Source organism: Kitasatospora sp. NPDC089797 (genome assembly GCF_040684795.1).
Classification (GTDB): Bacteria; Actinomycetota; Actinomycetes; order Streptomycetales; family Streptomycetaceae; genus Kitasatospora.
On sequence record NZ_JBFBGS010000003.1, the window covers coordinates 185607 to 197887 of the forward strand.

General features: G+C 74.0%; 15 protein-coding genes. 7 read left to right on the plus strand and 8 right to left on the minus strand.

Translation table 11 applies throughout. The features are described 5' to 3' along the window. The first annotated feature begins 195 nt into the window (after positions 1-195). From AB0O91_RS04155 to AB0O91_RS04165, 3 genes are all read left to right on the plus strand, one after another. Entirely contained in the window at positions 196-438 is a 243-nt protein-coding gene (locus tag AB0O91_RS04155; protein ID WP_363427613.1) for a chaplin, read from the plus strand. A gap of 110 nt (positions 439-548) precedes the next feature. Next, the gene (locus tag AB0O91_RS04160; RefSeq protein ID WP_363427615.1) at positions 549-818 is read left to right on the plus strand and encodes a chaplin; all 270 of its coding nucleotides are present in this window, start codon (positions 549-551) and stop codon (positions 816-818) included. 92 nt (positions 819-910) lie between these two features. Beyond that, positions 911-1297 (plus strand): hypothetical protein, encoded by a 387-nt coding sequence (locus AB0O91_RS04165; protein WP_363427617.1) that lies wholly within the window; start codon positions 911-913, stop codon positions 1295-1297. Between the two features lie 93 nt (positions 1298-1390). Here AB0O91_RS04165 and AB0O91_RS04170 read toward each other — a convergent pair whose 3' ends face one another. After that, the gene (locus AB0O91_RS04170; protein WP_363427619.1) at positions 1391-2098 is read right to left on the minus strand and encodes a hypothetical protein; all 708 of its coding nucleotides are present in this window, start codon (positions 2096-2098) and stop codon (positions 1391-1393) included. Between the two features lie 326 nt (positions 2099-2424). On the opposite strand from AB0O91_RS04170, the gene AB0O91_RS04175 reads away from it, so the two are divergent. The 3 genes from AB0O91_RS04175 (at position 2425) to AB0O91_RS04185 (ending at position 3673) form a co-directional block, all read left to right on the plus strand. Then, positions 2425-2769, plus strand: coding sequence for a hypothetical protein (locus AB0O91_RS04175; protein WP_031063477.1), 345 nt, complete (start codon positions 2425-2427; stop codon positions 2767-2769). 80 nt (positions 2770-2849) lie between these two features. Beyond that, positions 2850-3194 (plus strand): rodlet layer protein, encoded by a 345-nt coding sequence (locus tag AB0O91_RS04180; RefSeq protein ID WP_188309838.1) that lies wholly within the window; start codon positions 2850-2852, stop codon positions 3192-3194. A 212-nt stretch (positions 3195-3406) separates the two neighbouring features. After that, the gene (locus AB0O91_RS04185) at positions 3407-3673 is read left to right on the plus strand and encodes a hypothetical protein (RefSeq protein ID WP_363427621.1); all 267 of its coding nucleotides are present in this window, start codon (positions 3407-3409) and stop codon (positions 3671-3673) included. Between the two features lie 63 nt (positions 3674-3736). Here AB0O91_RS04185 and hemB read toward each other — a convergent pair whose 3' ends face one another. From hemB to AB0O91_RS04220, 7 genes are all read right to left on the minus strand, one after another. Beyond that, positions 3737-4723 carry a porphobilinogen synthase gene (gene hemB, locus AB0O91_RS04190; RefSeq protein WP_363427623.1) on the minus strand — a complete coding sequence of 329 codons (987 nt, stop codon included), beginning with the start codon at positions 4721-4723 and terminating at the stop codon, positions 3737-3739. 93 nt (positions 4724-4816) lie between these two features. Further along, positions 4817-6463 (minus strand): bifunctional uroporphyrinogen-III C-methyltransferase/uroporphyrinogen-III synthase, encoded by a 1647-nt coding sequence (locus AB0O91_RS04195; RefSeq protein WP_363427625.1) that lies wholly within the window; start codon positions 6461-6463, stop codon positions 4817-4819. Positions 6464-6536: 73 nt separating this feature from the next. Continuing rightward, on the minus strand, positions 6537-7541 hold the full coding sequence (gene hemC / locus AB0O91_RS04200) for a hydroxymethylbilane synthase (RefSeq protein ID WP_363427627.1): 1005 nt from the start codon (positions 7539-7541) through the stop codon (positions 6537-6539). A 41-nt stretch (positions 7542-7582) separates the two neighbouring features. Further along, on the minus strand, positions 7583-8923 hold the full coding sequence (locus AB0O91_RS04205) for a glutamyl-tRNA reductase (protein ID WP_363427629.1): 1341 nt from the start codon (positions 8921-8923) through the stop codon (positions 7583-7585). A 25-nt stretch (positions 8924-8948) separates the two neighbouring features. After that, complete coding sequence (locus AB0O91_RS04210; protein ID WP_363427769.1) at positions 8949-9842, minus strand: redox-sensing transcriptional repressor Rex; 894 nt, start codon at positions 9840-9842, stop codon at positions 8949-8951. A 107-nt stretch (positions 9843-9949) separates the two neighbouring features. Beyond that, positions 9950-10696, minus strand: coding sequence for a 3'-5' exonuclease (locus AB0O91_RS04215; RefSeq protein WP_363427631.1), 747 nt, complete (start codon positions 10694-10696; stop codon positions 9950-9952). Positions 10697-10858: 162 nt separating this feature from the next. Further along, a complete protein-coding gene (locus tag AB0O91_RS04220; protein ID WP_363427633.1) occupies positions 10859-11134 on the minus strand; it encodes a glutaredoxin family protein in 276 nt (91 codons plus the stop codon). A gap of 95 nt (positions 11135-11229) precedes the next feature. Between AB0O91_RS04220 and AB0O91_RS04225 the strand changes: the two genes are divergently transcribed. Continuing rightward, the coding region (locus tag AB0O91_RS04225; RefSeq protein WP_363427635.1) for an HAD-IB family hydrolase at positions 11230-12281 on the plus strand (1052 nt) is incomplete at its 3' end.

A 12281-nucleotide genomic window follows, 5' to 3' on the forward strand; every position in this document is an offset into this window, starting at 1 on the left:
GGCCGTGCGGGAAACGGTTCTCGGAGTGCTGGAAGAAACGCGGCGGCTGCGTCGACGCCCGAGCCACGGGCGGAACACGCCGGTGTGCGCCGCCGGAGTGACAATCACGGCGATCCCTGAAGCCTTCGGGTGAGTATTCGTGCTCGCCCGTTTCCCGACATTTCCCTTCCGTCGGGCAGAAATCGGAGGAACATCATGCGCAACCTCAAGAAGGCCGCCGCCCTCTCGCTGGCCGCCACCGGCCTGGTGCTCGGTGCCGCCGGCGGCGCGTTCGCCAGCTCGGGCGCCGAGGGCGTGGCCGCCGGCTCCCCCGGCGTGCTGTCCGGCAACCAGATCCAGATCCCGGTGCACATCCCGGTCAACGTCTGCGGCAACAGCATCGGCGTCATCAGCATCCTGAACCCGGCGTTCGGCAACGCCTGCGCCAACCTCGGCTGAATCCGCTCTCGCCGCACCGGCGACAGCTGATTCACCCGAGCCCGTGCCGCGCCCCGCAGCGCCGGGGCGCGGCACGCTCCACCCTTGTGTGATCGAGGAGATCAACCCCCATGCAGAACGTGAAGAAGGCCGCCGTCCTCTCCGCCGCCGCTGCCGGCCTGGTGCTGGGCGCGGCGGGCTCCGCCGCCGCCAGCTCCGGCGCCGAAGGCGTGGCCGCCGGCTCCCCCGGCGTCATCTCGGGCAACCAGCTCCAGGTGCCGATCCACATCCCGATCAACCTGTGCGGCAACTCCATCGACGTGATCGGTGCGCTGAACCCGGCCTTCGGGAACACCTGCGTCAACGCCGAGGCCCACCCGATGCCCGCGGACGACTGCTGATCCCCGATCGGCACGCGTTTCGGCCGTACTGCCCCCCGACCAGCCGGCCGGGGGGCAGTTCGGCATCCCCGATCCCTCGAAGGGTGATCAGCATGGTTTCGATGAAGGGCGGGGCCGGCCTGGCCGCCGCCGTGGGCGCCGCGGTGCTGCTCGGTACGGGCGCCGGTACCGCGCAGGCCGCCGCGGCCCCGGGGCAGCAGCCCGCGGCGGGCCCGGCCACCCTGGCGAAGACGGACGTCGGCCAGGCGCTCGGCGGGACGACGGCCGGCCTCGGCTACGGCGTCGCGCCGATCAAGAGCCTGCGGCTGGACCCGTGGGCCAACTCCTCCGCCGACGTGCTCAACAACGGCGCGACCGTCCAGCCCGACCAGGGCCTGGCCCCGCTGGGCACCGGCACGCTGACCGGGCCGCTGAGCTCGGGCGGCGGGGTGAAGGACCTCCCGCTGGTCGGCGGGCTGTCCGGCGTGCTGCCCGGCTGAGCACCGGGCGCACGGACGCGACGGAGCCCGGCACCCCCGTCCGGCGGAAGGGTGCCGGGCTCCGTCGCATCCGGCCCGGGTTGCGGGACCGGGTCAGAGCTGCGTGAGGTCGGCCAGGCCGCTCTGCTGCACCAGACCGGTGACGGTCGAGGTGGCCGTGTCAGGCGCGTCGGTCTGCTGCAGCACCCCGGTGGCGGTCGCGGTGGTGGTGTTGGCCAGGTCGTTCGCCTCGTCGGTGACGGAGAGCCGGCTCCCGTCCGTGCCGAGGCTCGCGGTGGCCCCGGGGACGGTCTGCACGGCGCCGGGCACCAGGTGCGGGTCCACCTCGTCCACCCGGATCCGCCCGTCCGCGAGCTGGCCGGTGCCGTCGTGCACCAGCGCCAGCGGCTTGCCCACGTCCAGGCCGGGGGTCCTGGCCTGGAGCGGCGCGGCGGGGGCCTCCAGCAGCACCTCGCCGAGGTCGGCGCCCTGGTCGACCAGCGGGAGCGGCAGCTGTGCCTTGGCACTCGGGCCGACCTTGCCGGTGGCCAGCTGGGGCACCAAGTGGTCCGGGAGCAGCCCGTTGTCGGTGGTCCGGCCGGAGGCCGGCGGCATGACCAGCGAGGTCGGGATGCCGGCCGTGACACGGCTGCCCAGCGGGGTCAGCGGCACGTCCGCCGGGACCTGCTGGGTGGACAGCTTGTCCTCCAGGGCTCCGACCTGGTCGGGGCTTACCGGGGCGGCGGAGGCCGCTCCCTGGGAGGCGAGCACGCCCGCACCGACCGCCAGCAGCATCGCGCCGGCCCGCTTGGAGAACTTCATGCTTTTCACCGTTCTGCCTGTCCGTACCGGGAACGCCTGGAGACCCGGTACCGGAGTTCCTTCGGGGAGGGCTGCGGGGCCCGCAGCCGGAAAGCAATCTGCGCAACGAGTGACCGTGAGTTCGGATTGCGGGCGTTAACCGGTTCGGCCTAATAATCCGACCGGAAACCACTCCCGGACGCGCCTCCCGGACTCTTTTCAAAAATCCCCGTAACCTTCCGAGCCGTCATTCTTTGATCTGGACGTCAGTGACTGCAGACCGGGTCTGAGCGTTCGACGCGTTGCTACGCACGGAAACCGAAAGCATTTCAGAGAGGGATCTCCCCATGATCCAGAAGTCCTTCGCCGCCGCCGGCCTGGCCGTCGCCGCGCTGGCCGCCGCCGCCGCTCCCGCTTCCGCCATCGGTGACGCGGACGGCGCAGCCGCCTCCATCGAGGGCAACGGCGGCACCAACTTCACCGGGACGGTCGGGAACAACAGCCCGAACTTCCACTTCCTGGACAACGCGAACGTCTGCCTCCCCGAGATCCACAACATCGCCGTCGGCGTTCTCGGTGTGGCCGTCCCGGTCGAGGTCCCGATCGCCAACAGCGGTGGCAAGCAGTACTGCACCCAGGGCCAGGGCACCCAGAGCCACGGCGACGCGGGCGTGTCCCACCTGGTCGGCTGACGCTCCCCGGCCCACCCGCACCACCCCCCTGAACCACCCTCGAATCGCTCCCCGATTCACCCTTGAGAGGAAAACCGGAAATGATCAAGAAGTCCCTCGCCGCCGCCGGCCTGGCCGCCGCCGCCATCGCGATGTCCGCCGGCTCGGCTTCCGCCATCGTCGACTCGGACGGCGCCGCCACCTCCGTCCAGGGCAACGGCGGCACCAACCAGACCGGCACCCACGGCAACGGCAGCCCGAACTTCCACACCCTGGACAACGCGAACATCTGCCTGCCGGAGGTCCACAACATCGCCGTCGCCGTCGTCGGCGTCGCGGTTCCGGTCGAGGTGCCCGTCCTGAACAGCACCCCGAAGCAGATCTGCAACGTCGGCCAGAACACCCAGTCCTCGGGCGACGCGGGTGTCTCGCACCTGATCGGCTGATCAAGGGGCATGGCACGGACGGAGGGCCCGGGGAGGAAGTTCCTCCCCGGGCCCTCCGGGCTTGACCGAGGTGTCCGGCCGGACCGCCGAACGGATGGGCCGTCCGGATGACCGTCCGGCCCGGCGCGTGGGGCGTCGGACCGGACGGGCCGAATGATCACCAGTCAGAGGCAGAGCGCCCGTGGGGGCGCTCCCACAGAGAGGGCAGATCCATGAAGAGCAAGCTGGCCAAGGCCGCCCTGACCGCTGCCGCCGCGCTCGCGCTCGCGGGTGCCGCCACCCCGGCGTTCGCGCACGTCGGCCTGGAGGGCGGCGGCGGCCTGGTCGCCACCGGCGACCAGCCGTTCGTGGCCGGTGGCGGGTTCGGCGTCGGCCACACCTCCAACGTCATCGCCGGCGGCTTCGTGGCCGGCGGCGCCACCGCGACCGACCTGGCCGGCGGCGGCGACGGCTTCGCGCACGTCAACGGCTGGCACTAGTGGGCCGGAAGGCCGGGTCGTCCCGCGGGGGGCGGCCCGGCCTTCCGTCTGTCCGTCCGTCGACTACCGCTGCTCGAGCATCCCGGCGGCCTCGACCGCCCAGTAGGTGAGGATCTGCTCGGCGCCCGCCCGGCGCAGCGAGGTGAGCGTCTCGATGATCATCCGCTCCCGGTCGATCCAGCCGTTCGCGGCGGCCGCCTCGACCATCGCGTACTCGCCGGACACCTGGTACGCGGAGACCGGCACCGGGGAGGCGTCGGCGACCTGGCGGAGGATGTCCAGGTAGGCCATGGCCGGCTTGACCATCACCAGGTCGGCGCCCTCGGCGAGGTCCTGCTCCAGCTCGCGCAGCGCCTCGCGGGCGTTGGCCGGGTCCTGCTGGTAGCTCTTGCGGTCGCCCTTGAGCGAGGAGCCGACCGCCTCGCGGAACGGGCCGTAGAAGGCCGAGGCGTACTTGGCGGTGTAGGCGAGGATGCCGGTGTCCTGGTGCCCGGACTCGTCCAACGCCCGCCGCACGACGGCGATCTGACCGTCCATCATGCCGGACGGGCCGACCAGGTGGACGCCCGCGTCGGCCTGCACCCGGGCCATCTCGGCGTAGCGCTCCAGGGTGGCGTCGTTGTCCACGCTGCCGTCGGCGGCCAGCACGCCGCAGTGGCCGTGGTCGGTGTACTCGTCCAGGCAGAGGTCGGACATCACCACCAGGGAGTCGCCGACCTCGGAGACCACGTCCCGGATCGCCCGCTGGAGGATGCCGTCCGGGTTGGTGCCCTCGCTGCCGGTCGCGTCCTGCACGGCCGGGACGCCGAACAGCATGACGCCGCCCAGGCCGGCCTCGGCCGCCTCGACGACGGCCTTGCGCAGGGTGTCGCGGGTGTGCTGGACCACGCCCGGCATCGAGGAGACCGGGACGGGCTCGCTGACGCCCTCGCGGACGAACAGCGGCAGGATCAGCTCCGCCGGGTGCAGCCGGGTCTCGGCGACCAGGCGGCGCATCGCCGGGCTCTGCCGCAGACGACGCGGGCGAACGTACGGGAATTCAGCGGACACGGCTTCTCTCTCCGAACGGTTGTGCAGCACTGGGGGGCGACGAACCGCCGCCCCCAGCACCATAGTTGCCCTTACCCCGATGGGTGAGGGCGCTCAGCGGGCCTTGCGGCGGGAGCCCGGACGGCGCTCGCTGGGCCGGTACACCGGCTCGCCCGCAGCCGTCGCGGTGTCCCGGCGCTTGGCCCCGAAGTCTGCCAGCGCCTGGGCCAGCGCGGCCGCCGACGGCGCCGGAGCCATCACGTCGACCCGCAGGCCGTGCTCCTCGGCGGTCTTGGCGGTGGCCGGGCCGATGCAGGCGATGACCGTGACATTGTGCGGCTTGCCGGCGATGCCGACCAGGTTCCGGACGGTCGAGGACGAGGTGAACAGCACCGCGTCGAAGCCGCCGCCCTTGATCGCCTCGCGGGTCTCGGCCGGCGGCGGCGAGGCGCGCACCGTCCGGTACGCCGTCACGTCGTCGACCTCCCAGCCGAGTTCGACCAGGCCGGCCACCAGGGTCTCGGTGGCGATGTCGGCGCGCGGCAGCAGCACCCGGTCGATCGGGTCGAAGACCGGGTCGTACGGCGGCCAGTCCTCCAGCAGCCCGGCCGCGGACTGCTCGCCGGAGGGCACCAGGTCCGGCTTCACGCCGAAGTCCACCAGCGCCTGCGCGGTGGTCTCGCCGACCGCCGCGACCTTGATCCCGGCGAACGCGCGGGCGTCCAGGCCGTACTCCTCGAACTTCTCCCGGACGGCGCGGACGGCGTTCACCGAGGTGAAGGCGATCCACTCGTAGCGGCCGGTGACCAGGCCCTTGATGGCCCGCTCCATCTGCTGCGGGGTGCGCGGCGGCTCGACCGCGATGGTCGGCACCTCCTGCGGCACCGCGCCGTACGAGCGCAGCTGCTCGGACAGGCCGTGGGCCTGCTCCTTGGTGCGCGGCACGAGGACGTTCCAGCCGAACAGCGGCTTGGTCTCGAACCACGAGTGCGAGGCGCGGTGGGCGACCTGCTCGCCCACCACGGCTATCACCGAGGTCGCCGGGTCCACCGGGGCGGAGACCGGCGAGGGCAGCACCCGGGCGGCCTTCAGGTCGGCCGCGATGGCGGACAGCGTGGAGGTGAAGGTGCGCTGGCGGGTGGTGGTGCCGGAGAGCGTGGCGCTCAGTGCCGACTCCGGCTTGCGGCCGTTGGAGACCAGCGCGCCCGCGGTGGCGGGCAGCTGCCCCAGGGTGGTGCGGACCACCAGGGTGGTCTCCGGCGCGCCCAGGTCGACCGGGGCACCGGACAGCAGCTGGGCGCCGTCCACGAAGCGGACGTCGGTGCCGGCCGCGCCGCGCAGCGGGACGCCCGCGTACGCCGGGACGCCGACCGACTGGGCGACGCCCGGGATGACCTCGAAGGGGATCCCGTCGCCCGCGCAGCTGAGCATCTCCTCGGCGGCGCAGCCGTCCAGGCCCGGGTCGCCGTCGACCGTGCGGACCACGTGCTTGCCGGCCCGGACGGCCTCGGCGACCAGCTTGGCCAGGTCGAAGCCGGCGCCCTCGGCGGCCGGGGAGTGCACCTGCACGCCGATCGGGCAGTGGGTGCGCACGGCGGCCGCGGTCAGCGGGTCGGCGACCAGGACGTCGGCCGAGGAGAGCACCTCGACCGCGCGCAGGGTCAGCAGGCCCGGGTCACCGGGGCCCGCCCCCAGGAAGGTGCACCGTCCCGCGGGCTGGTCGGCCGGGAACAGGGCGTCGGTGGCGGCGGTGGCACTCATGCGTACACCTCGCTGCGCTCGGCGGTCTCTTCGCGAAACGCGCACCTCGTCATGATTCGCTCGCTTCGCTCGCTCATCGGGCTCGCTCCCCCATCAGGGTGGCCGCGCCCGCGTCGAGCAGCCGGGCGGCCAGGGCGTGGCCGAGGGCCCGCGCCTGCTGCTCGGCGGTCTCGTCGAGGACGATCGGACCGTTGGCGGACATCTTCAGCAGGGCGGTGCCGTCGGGGTCTCCGACCACGCCGTCCAACTGCAGTTCGTTCTCCCGGCTCCAGGTGGCCAGCGCGGCCACCGGGGCCGAGCAGCCGGCCTCCAGGGTGGCCAGCAGGGCGCGCTCGGCGGCCACGGCGACCCGGGTGGGGGCGTGGTCCAGCAGGGCGAGCGCCGCGGTCAGCACGGTGTTCCCGGTGGTGCACTCGATCGCGAGCGCGCCCTGGCCGGGGGCCGGGATCATCAGCTCGGGGTCGAGGTGCTGGGAGATCTCGGCGCTGCGGCCGAGCCGGTTGAGGCCGGCGGTGGCCAGCACCACGGCGTCCAGCTCGCCGGCGGTCACGTAGCCGATCCGGGTGTCCACGTTGCCGCGGATCGGGACGGTCTCCACCCGGGCCCCGAGGGCCCGGGCCCAGGCGTTCAGCTGCGCCATCCGGCGCGGCGAGCCGGTGCCGATCCGGGCCGGGCGGCCGGCCCCGGCCAGCTTCTCGACCAGCTCGTCCAGGGTCAGGCCCTCGGCGGCGACCAGGGCGTCCCGGACGTCCTCGCGCTCGGGGACGGCCGCCAGCGCCAGGCCCTCGGGGGCGGCGGTGGGCAGGTCCTTGAGCGAGTGCACGGCGAAGTCGATCCGGCCCTCCAGCAGGGCGTCCCGCAGCGCGGAGACGAACACGCCGGTGCCGCCGATCTGGGCGAGCGCCTCCCGGGAGGTGTCTCCGTAGGTGGTGATCTCGACCAGCTCGACGGGGCGGCCGGTGAGCCTGGTCACCTCGCGGGCGACCATGCCCGACTGGGCCATGGCGAGCGCGCTGCGCCGGGTGCCGAGCCGCAGGGCGGCGGCCGGAGCCTGCTCGGTGAGCGGTTGACCATTCATGAGGTGATCGTCCCGGTGGTACTCGTGGGATGGCTGACGGTTCATCTGGCGCCCCCGCCCGAAGGCTGGGGCCGACCGCCGACGGGCGTGCCCGACACGGCGTGCACGGCCGCCGGGTCGAGGTCGAACAGCTCGCGCAGGGCGTCCGCGTAGGAGGCCCCGCCGGGCTCGGCGGCCAGTTGCTTCACCCGGACGGTCGGCGCGTGCAGCAGCTTGTCGACGACCCGGCGGACGGTCTGGGTGATCTCGGCGCGGGAGCGCTGGTCCAGGTCGGGCAGCCGGGAGTCCAGCCGGCCCAGCTCGGCGGCGACCACGTCGGAGGCCATCGCCCGCAGGGCGACCACGGTCGGCGCGATCCGGGCGGCCCGCTGGGCGGCGCCGAAGGCGGTCACCTCGTCGGAGACGATCCGGGTCACCTGGTCGACGTCGCCGGCGCCGGGGCTGGCGGCGTGGGCGTGCGAGAGGCTCTCCAGGTCGACCAGCAGGGCGCCGGGCAGCTCGTGGACGGCGTGGTCGACGTCCCGGGGCATGGCCAGGTCGAGCAGGGCCAGCGGCTCCGGGGAGGTGCGGACGGCCACGGCGGCGGCCACGTCCTCGGCCCGGACCACCACGCCGGCCGCGCCGGTGCAGGAGATCACCAGGTCGACCTCGGCCAGCGCCCGCGGCACCTCGGCGAGGTCCAGGGTGCGGGCCACGTCCGGGCCCAGGATCTCCACCAGGCGCTCGGCGCGGGCCGGCGTCCGGTTGGCGATCAGCAGGTCGGTGACGCCCGAGCGGACCAGGGTGGCGGCGGCCAGCGAGCTCATCGAGCCGGCCCCGACCACCAGCGCGCGCTTGCCGGCGATCTCGCCCGCGCCCGCCGCGACCTGCTCCAGGCCGAAGGTGACCAGCGACTGGCCGGCCTTGTCGATGCCGGTCTCGCTGTGCGCCCGCTTGCCGACCCGCAGCGCCTGCTGGAACAGCTCGTTCAGGCCGCGCCCGGCGGTGTGCTCGTCCTGGGCCGTGGCCAGCGCGTCGCGCAGCTGACCGAGGATCTGGCCCTCGCCGACCACCATCGAGTCCAGGCCGCAGGCCACCGAGAAGAGGTGGTGGACGGCGCGGTCCTCGTAGTGGACGTACAGGTGGGAGGTCAGCTCCTCCAGGTCCACCCCGCTGTGGTGGGCCAGCAGCAGCGACAGCTCGGCGACGCCGGCGTGGAACTTGTCCACGTCCGCGTAGAGCTCGATCCGGTTGCAGGTGTTGAGCAGCGCGGCCTCGGCGACGGTCGAGGACGCGGCCGCGTCGTGCAGCAGCCGGGTCGGGACCTCGCCGGTCAGCGCGGCGCGCTCCAGCACGCCGACCGGTGCCGTCCGGTGGCTCAGTCCGACGACGAGAAGACTCATGCCCGCCCCCCACGGCGTTCGGTGTTCATGCGGGCATCACCGCGGACAGTTCGCCCTCGCCGCCCTTGGCGGTCTTGCCCTTGGCCGGCTCGGCCTGGTCCTTGGCCGCGGGCTCGGCGCCGGGACGGCCCTTGCCGCTGCCGCCGGCCGCCCGGCGCAGCTTGGCCGCGGCCGCGCGGACCGGGCCGGGGGCCCGGTCCAGCACCGACTCGGCGCGGTCGGGCTCCTCGCCGGCCTTGCGCTGCTCGTGGAAGGCGAGGATCTGCAGCTCGATGGAGAGGTCCACCTTGCGCACGTCGACGCCGTCCGGGACGGTCAGCACGGTCGGGGCGAAGTTCAGGATGCTGGTGACGCCGGCCTCGACCAGCCGGTCGCAGACCTGCTGGGCGGCGCCGGGCGGGGTGGTGATGACGCCGATCGAGACGTGCTGGCTCTCGACGATCGATTCCAGCTCGTCCATGTGGCGCACCGGGAGCCCGGCGGCGGTGGAACCGACCACGTTCGGGTCGGCGTCCAACAGGGCGGCGACCCGGAAGCCGCGGGACGCGAAGCCGCCGTAGTTGGCGAGGGCGTGGCCGAGGTTGCCGATCCCGACGATGACGACCGGCCAGTCCTGGGTCAGGCCGAGCTCGCGGGAGATCTGGTAGACGAGGTACTCGACGTCGTAGCCGACGCCCCGGGTGCCGTAGGAGCCGAGGTAGGAGAAGTCCTTGCGCAGCTTCGCCGAGTTCACCCCGGCCGCGGCGGCCAGTTCCTCGGAGGAGACGGTCGGCACCGAGCGCTCGGAGAGCGCGGTGAGGGCCCGCAGGTAGAGGGGGAGGCGGGCGACGGTCGCCTCCGGGATGCCCCGGGCGCGCGAGGGTCGGCGCGCGGCGCCCTGGTCGGGCGTCTGCGAACTGCTCTGTGGTGATCGGCCGATTGCCACGGTGCTCCTGTGGGTGAAGCTGGGCTTTGGCAGCCAGGCTAAGCGTTTGTGAACGTGTGCACAAAGATGGTGTCCGTTTTGTCCCCGCACAGTGATGCGCATCACGCCGTCGAACCCATAGCACCGGCCTGGGTCAGGACCAGCTCCGGGGCCGCGGAACCGGGCAGCCACGGGCCGAACGGCGCCTCCCGGCGCAGCAGCGGGACGGCTCCCCCGGAGGGGCGGGAGCGGGCCCGGCCCAACCGCGGCCAGGGCACCCGGGCGGCCTCGCGCAGCGGGCCGGTCCAGTCGTCCGGCGGACAGGACGGGACCCCCACGCAGTGCCGCAGCAGTTCGGCCGTCACCCGGGCGTCGCCCAGCGCGGTGTGCGCCGGGTACCAGCCGAGACCGGCCGCCTCCACGCAGGCCGCCAGGCCGTAACGGCCGACCTCCGGCAGGTGGGCGCGGGCCAGCCGCATCGTGCAGAGCAGCGGGACGGGCGGCAGCGGCACCCCGATCCGGGCGAACTCGCGGTCCAGGAAGGCGTGGTCGCAGCTGACGTGATGACCGACCAGCACCCGGCCGGCCAGCAGCTCCAGCAGCCGGGGGGCGATCTCCCGGAACCGCGGGGCGCCCTCGACGTCGGCCTGGTGTATCCGGTGCACGTGGGTCGGGCCGACCGGGCCGAGCGGGTCCAGCAGGGTGGCGAACTCGCCCTCGGGGCGGAGCCGCTCGTCCAGCAGCACCACCGCGACCTCGACCACCCGGTGCCGCCATGGGCTGCGGCCGGTCGCCTCCACGTCCACCACGGCGAAGCCCCGGCCCCCGGGCGGGGTCTCGGGCATCCCTGGGGTCGGGCGGGGAAGCATGGCGGCACTCCTCGTGTGCTCAGCCCCCCACGGGCGCAAACGCGTTCGATCGTAAGCCGACCACGGCACCCCGCCCCAAGCCGGAACGGGGTGTCTTCGGCAACGATTCGGCGAACCGCCCCCGCCGGTCGGCGGGGGCGGCGGTGCGCGGACGGAGCGCGGTCAGGCGCCCAGGGCCTTGCGCAGGCGGTTCTCGTCGACCCGCCAGAAGTCGTGCTGACGGCCGTCGATCAGGGTGACCGGAATCTGCTCCCAGTACCGGCGGTACAGCTCCTCGTCCCGGGTGATGTCCTTCTCCTCGAAGGTCGCGCCCAGCTCGGCCGTCACCCGGACCAGCACCTCCCGGGCCTCGTCGCACAGGTGGCAGCCGGGCTTGCCGACCAGGGTCACGGTACGGTCGGCCGGCTCGGGGCTCTTACGTCGCAGCAGTGGGCTCACCACGCCATTGTCGCCGGGCCGGCCGGGGAGCCGTTCACCGCACGGGCACCGCTCCGTCACGGCCGCTCCCCGCCCGGCTGGCTATGCTCGATGACATGGCCGTGCTCCGAAGGCTCACCCAGTCGAGACGCTCCTCCACCGAGCGGAGCGCCCTGGCAGGCGAGGCCGCCGCCGCGGCGGCCGAGGCCGCGCTGCGCGCCGAGCCGGTGCCCGCCACCGTCGTGGACGCCCCCCGGGCGGCCGACACCCTCGTGGACGGCGCGGGCGCCTCCCGGGCGGACGACACCCCGGTGGACGGCCCCGAGGCCGGGGACCCGGAGGGCGGGGCGGCGGAGGGCCGGTCCGGGAAGGCCCCGAAGGCGCCGGCCGGGAACCACACCCCCGACCCGGACGACCCGCGCGCCGCCGCCTTCTTCGACTGCGACAACACGATCCTGCGCGGCGCCGCGATCTTCTACCTCGGCGTCGGCCTCTACCGCCACGGCTTCCTCACCCGCCGCGACATCGCCCGCTTCGCCTGGCAGCAGACGCTGTTCCGGCTGAACGGCACCGAGGACCCGGACCACATCTCCGACGCCCGGAACACCGCCCTCGGCATCGTCGCCGGCAAGCCCACCGCCGACCTGGAGGCGATCTGCGAGGAGGTCTTCGAGCAGGTCGTCGCCGACAAGATCTGGCCCGGCACCCGCGCCCTGGTCCAGATGCACCTGGACGCCGGCCAGCGGGTCTGGCTGGTGACCGCCGCCCCGCTGGAGGTGGCCCGGATCATCGCCCGGCGGCTCGGGATGACCGGCGCCCTCGGCACCGTCGCCGAGGCCCGGGAGGGCCACTACACCGGCCGGCTGGTCGGCGACCTGCTGCACGGCCCGGCCAAGGCCGCCGCGGTGCGCGCGCTGGCCCGGCGCGAACGGCTGGACCTCGACCGCTGCGCCGCGTACAGCGACTCGGCGAACGACATCCCGATGCTCTCGCTGGTCGGCCACCCGTACGTGGTGAACCCGGACGGCGCGCTGCGGCGGCACGCCCGGGCGCAGGGCTGGCGGGTGCGCGACTTCCGGACCGGGCGCAAGGCGGCCCGGGTGGGACTGCCGGCGGCGGCCGCGCTCGGCCACCGGGAAGGCGCGCCCCAGCTCACCGGCCAGCGAGG

Excerpts from the sequence above, each read along its gene's own strand:
- AB0O91_RS04155 (WP_363427613.1), top strand. The coding sequence starts at position 196 with ATGCGCAACCTCAAGAAGGCCGCCGCCCTCTCGCTGGCCGCCACCGGC.
- AB0O91_RS04160 (WP_363427615.1), top strand. The coding sequence starts at position 549 with ATGCAGAACGTGAAGAAGGCCGCCGTCCTCTCCGCCGCCGCTGCCGGC.
- AB0O91_RS04165 (WP_363427617.1), top strand. The coding sequence starts at position 911 with ATGGTTTCGATGAAGGGCGGGGCCGGCCTGGCCGCCGCCGTGGGCGCC.
- AB0O91_RS04170 (WP_363427619.1), bottom strand. The coding sequence starts at position 2,098 with ATGAAGTTCTCCAAGCGGGCCGGCGCGATGCTGCTGGCGGTCGGTGCG.
- AB0O91_RS04175 (WP_031063477.1), top strand. The coding sequence starts at position 2,425 with ATGATCCAGAAGTCCTTCGCCGCCGCCGGCCTGGCCGTCGCCGCGCTG.
- AB0O91_RS04180 (WP_188309838.1), top strand. The coding sequence starts at position 2,850 with ATGATCAAGAAGTCCCTCGCCGCCGCCGGCCTGGCCGCCGCCGCCATC.
- AB0O91_RS04185 (WP_363427621.1), top strand. The coding sequence starts at position 3,407 with ATGAAGAGCAAGCTGGCCAAGGCCGCCCTGACCGCTGCCGCCGCGCTC.
- AB0O91_RS04195 (WP_363427625.1), bottom strand. The coding sequence starts at position 6,463 with ATGAGTGCCACCGCCGCCACCGACGCCCTGTTCCCGGCCGACCAGCCC.
- hemC (WP_363427627.1), bottom strand. The coding sequence starts at position 7,541 with ATGAATGGTCAACCGCTCACCGAGCAGGCTCCGGCCGCCGCCCTGCGG.
- AB0O91_RS04205 (WP_363427629.1), bottom strand. The coding sequence starts at position 8,923 with ATGAGTCTTCTCGTCGTCGGACTGAGCCACCGGACGGCACCGGTCGGC.
- AB0O91_RS04215 (WP_363427631.1), bottom strand. The coding sequence starts at position 10,696 with ATGCTTCCCCGCCCGACCCCAGGGATGCCCGAGACCCCGCCCGGGGGC.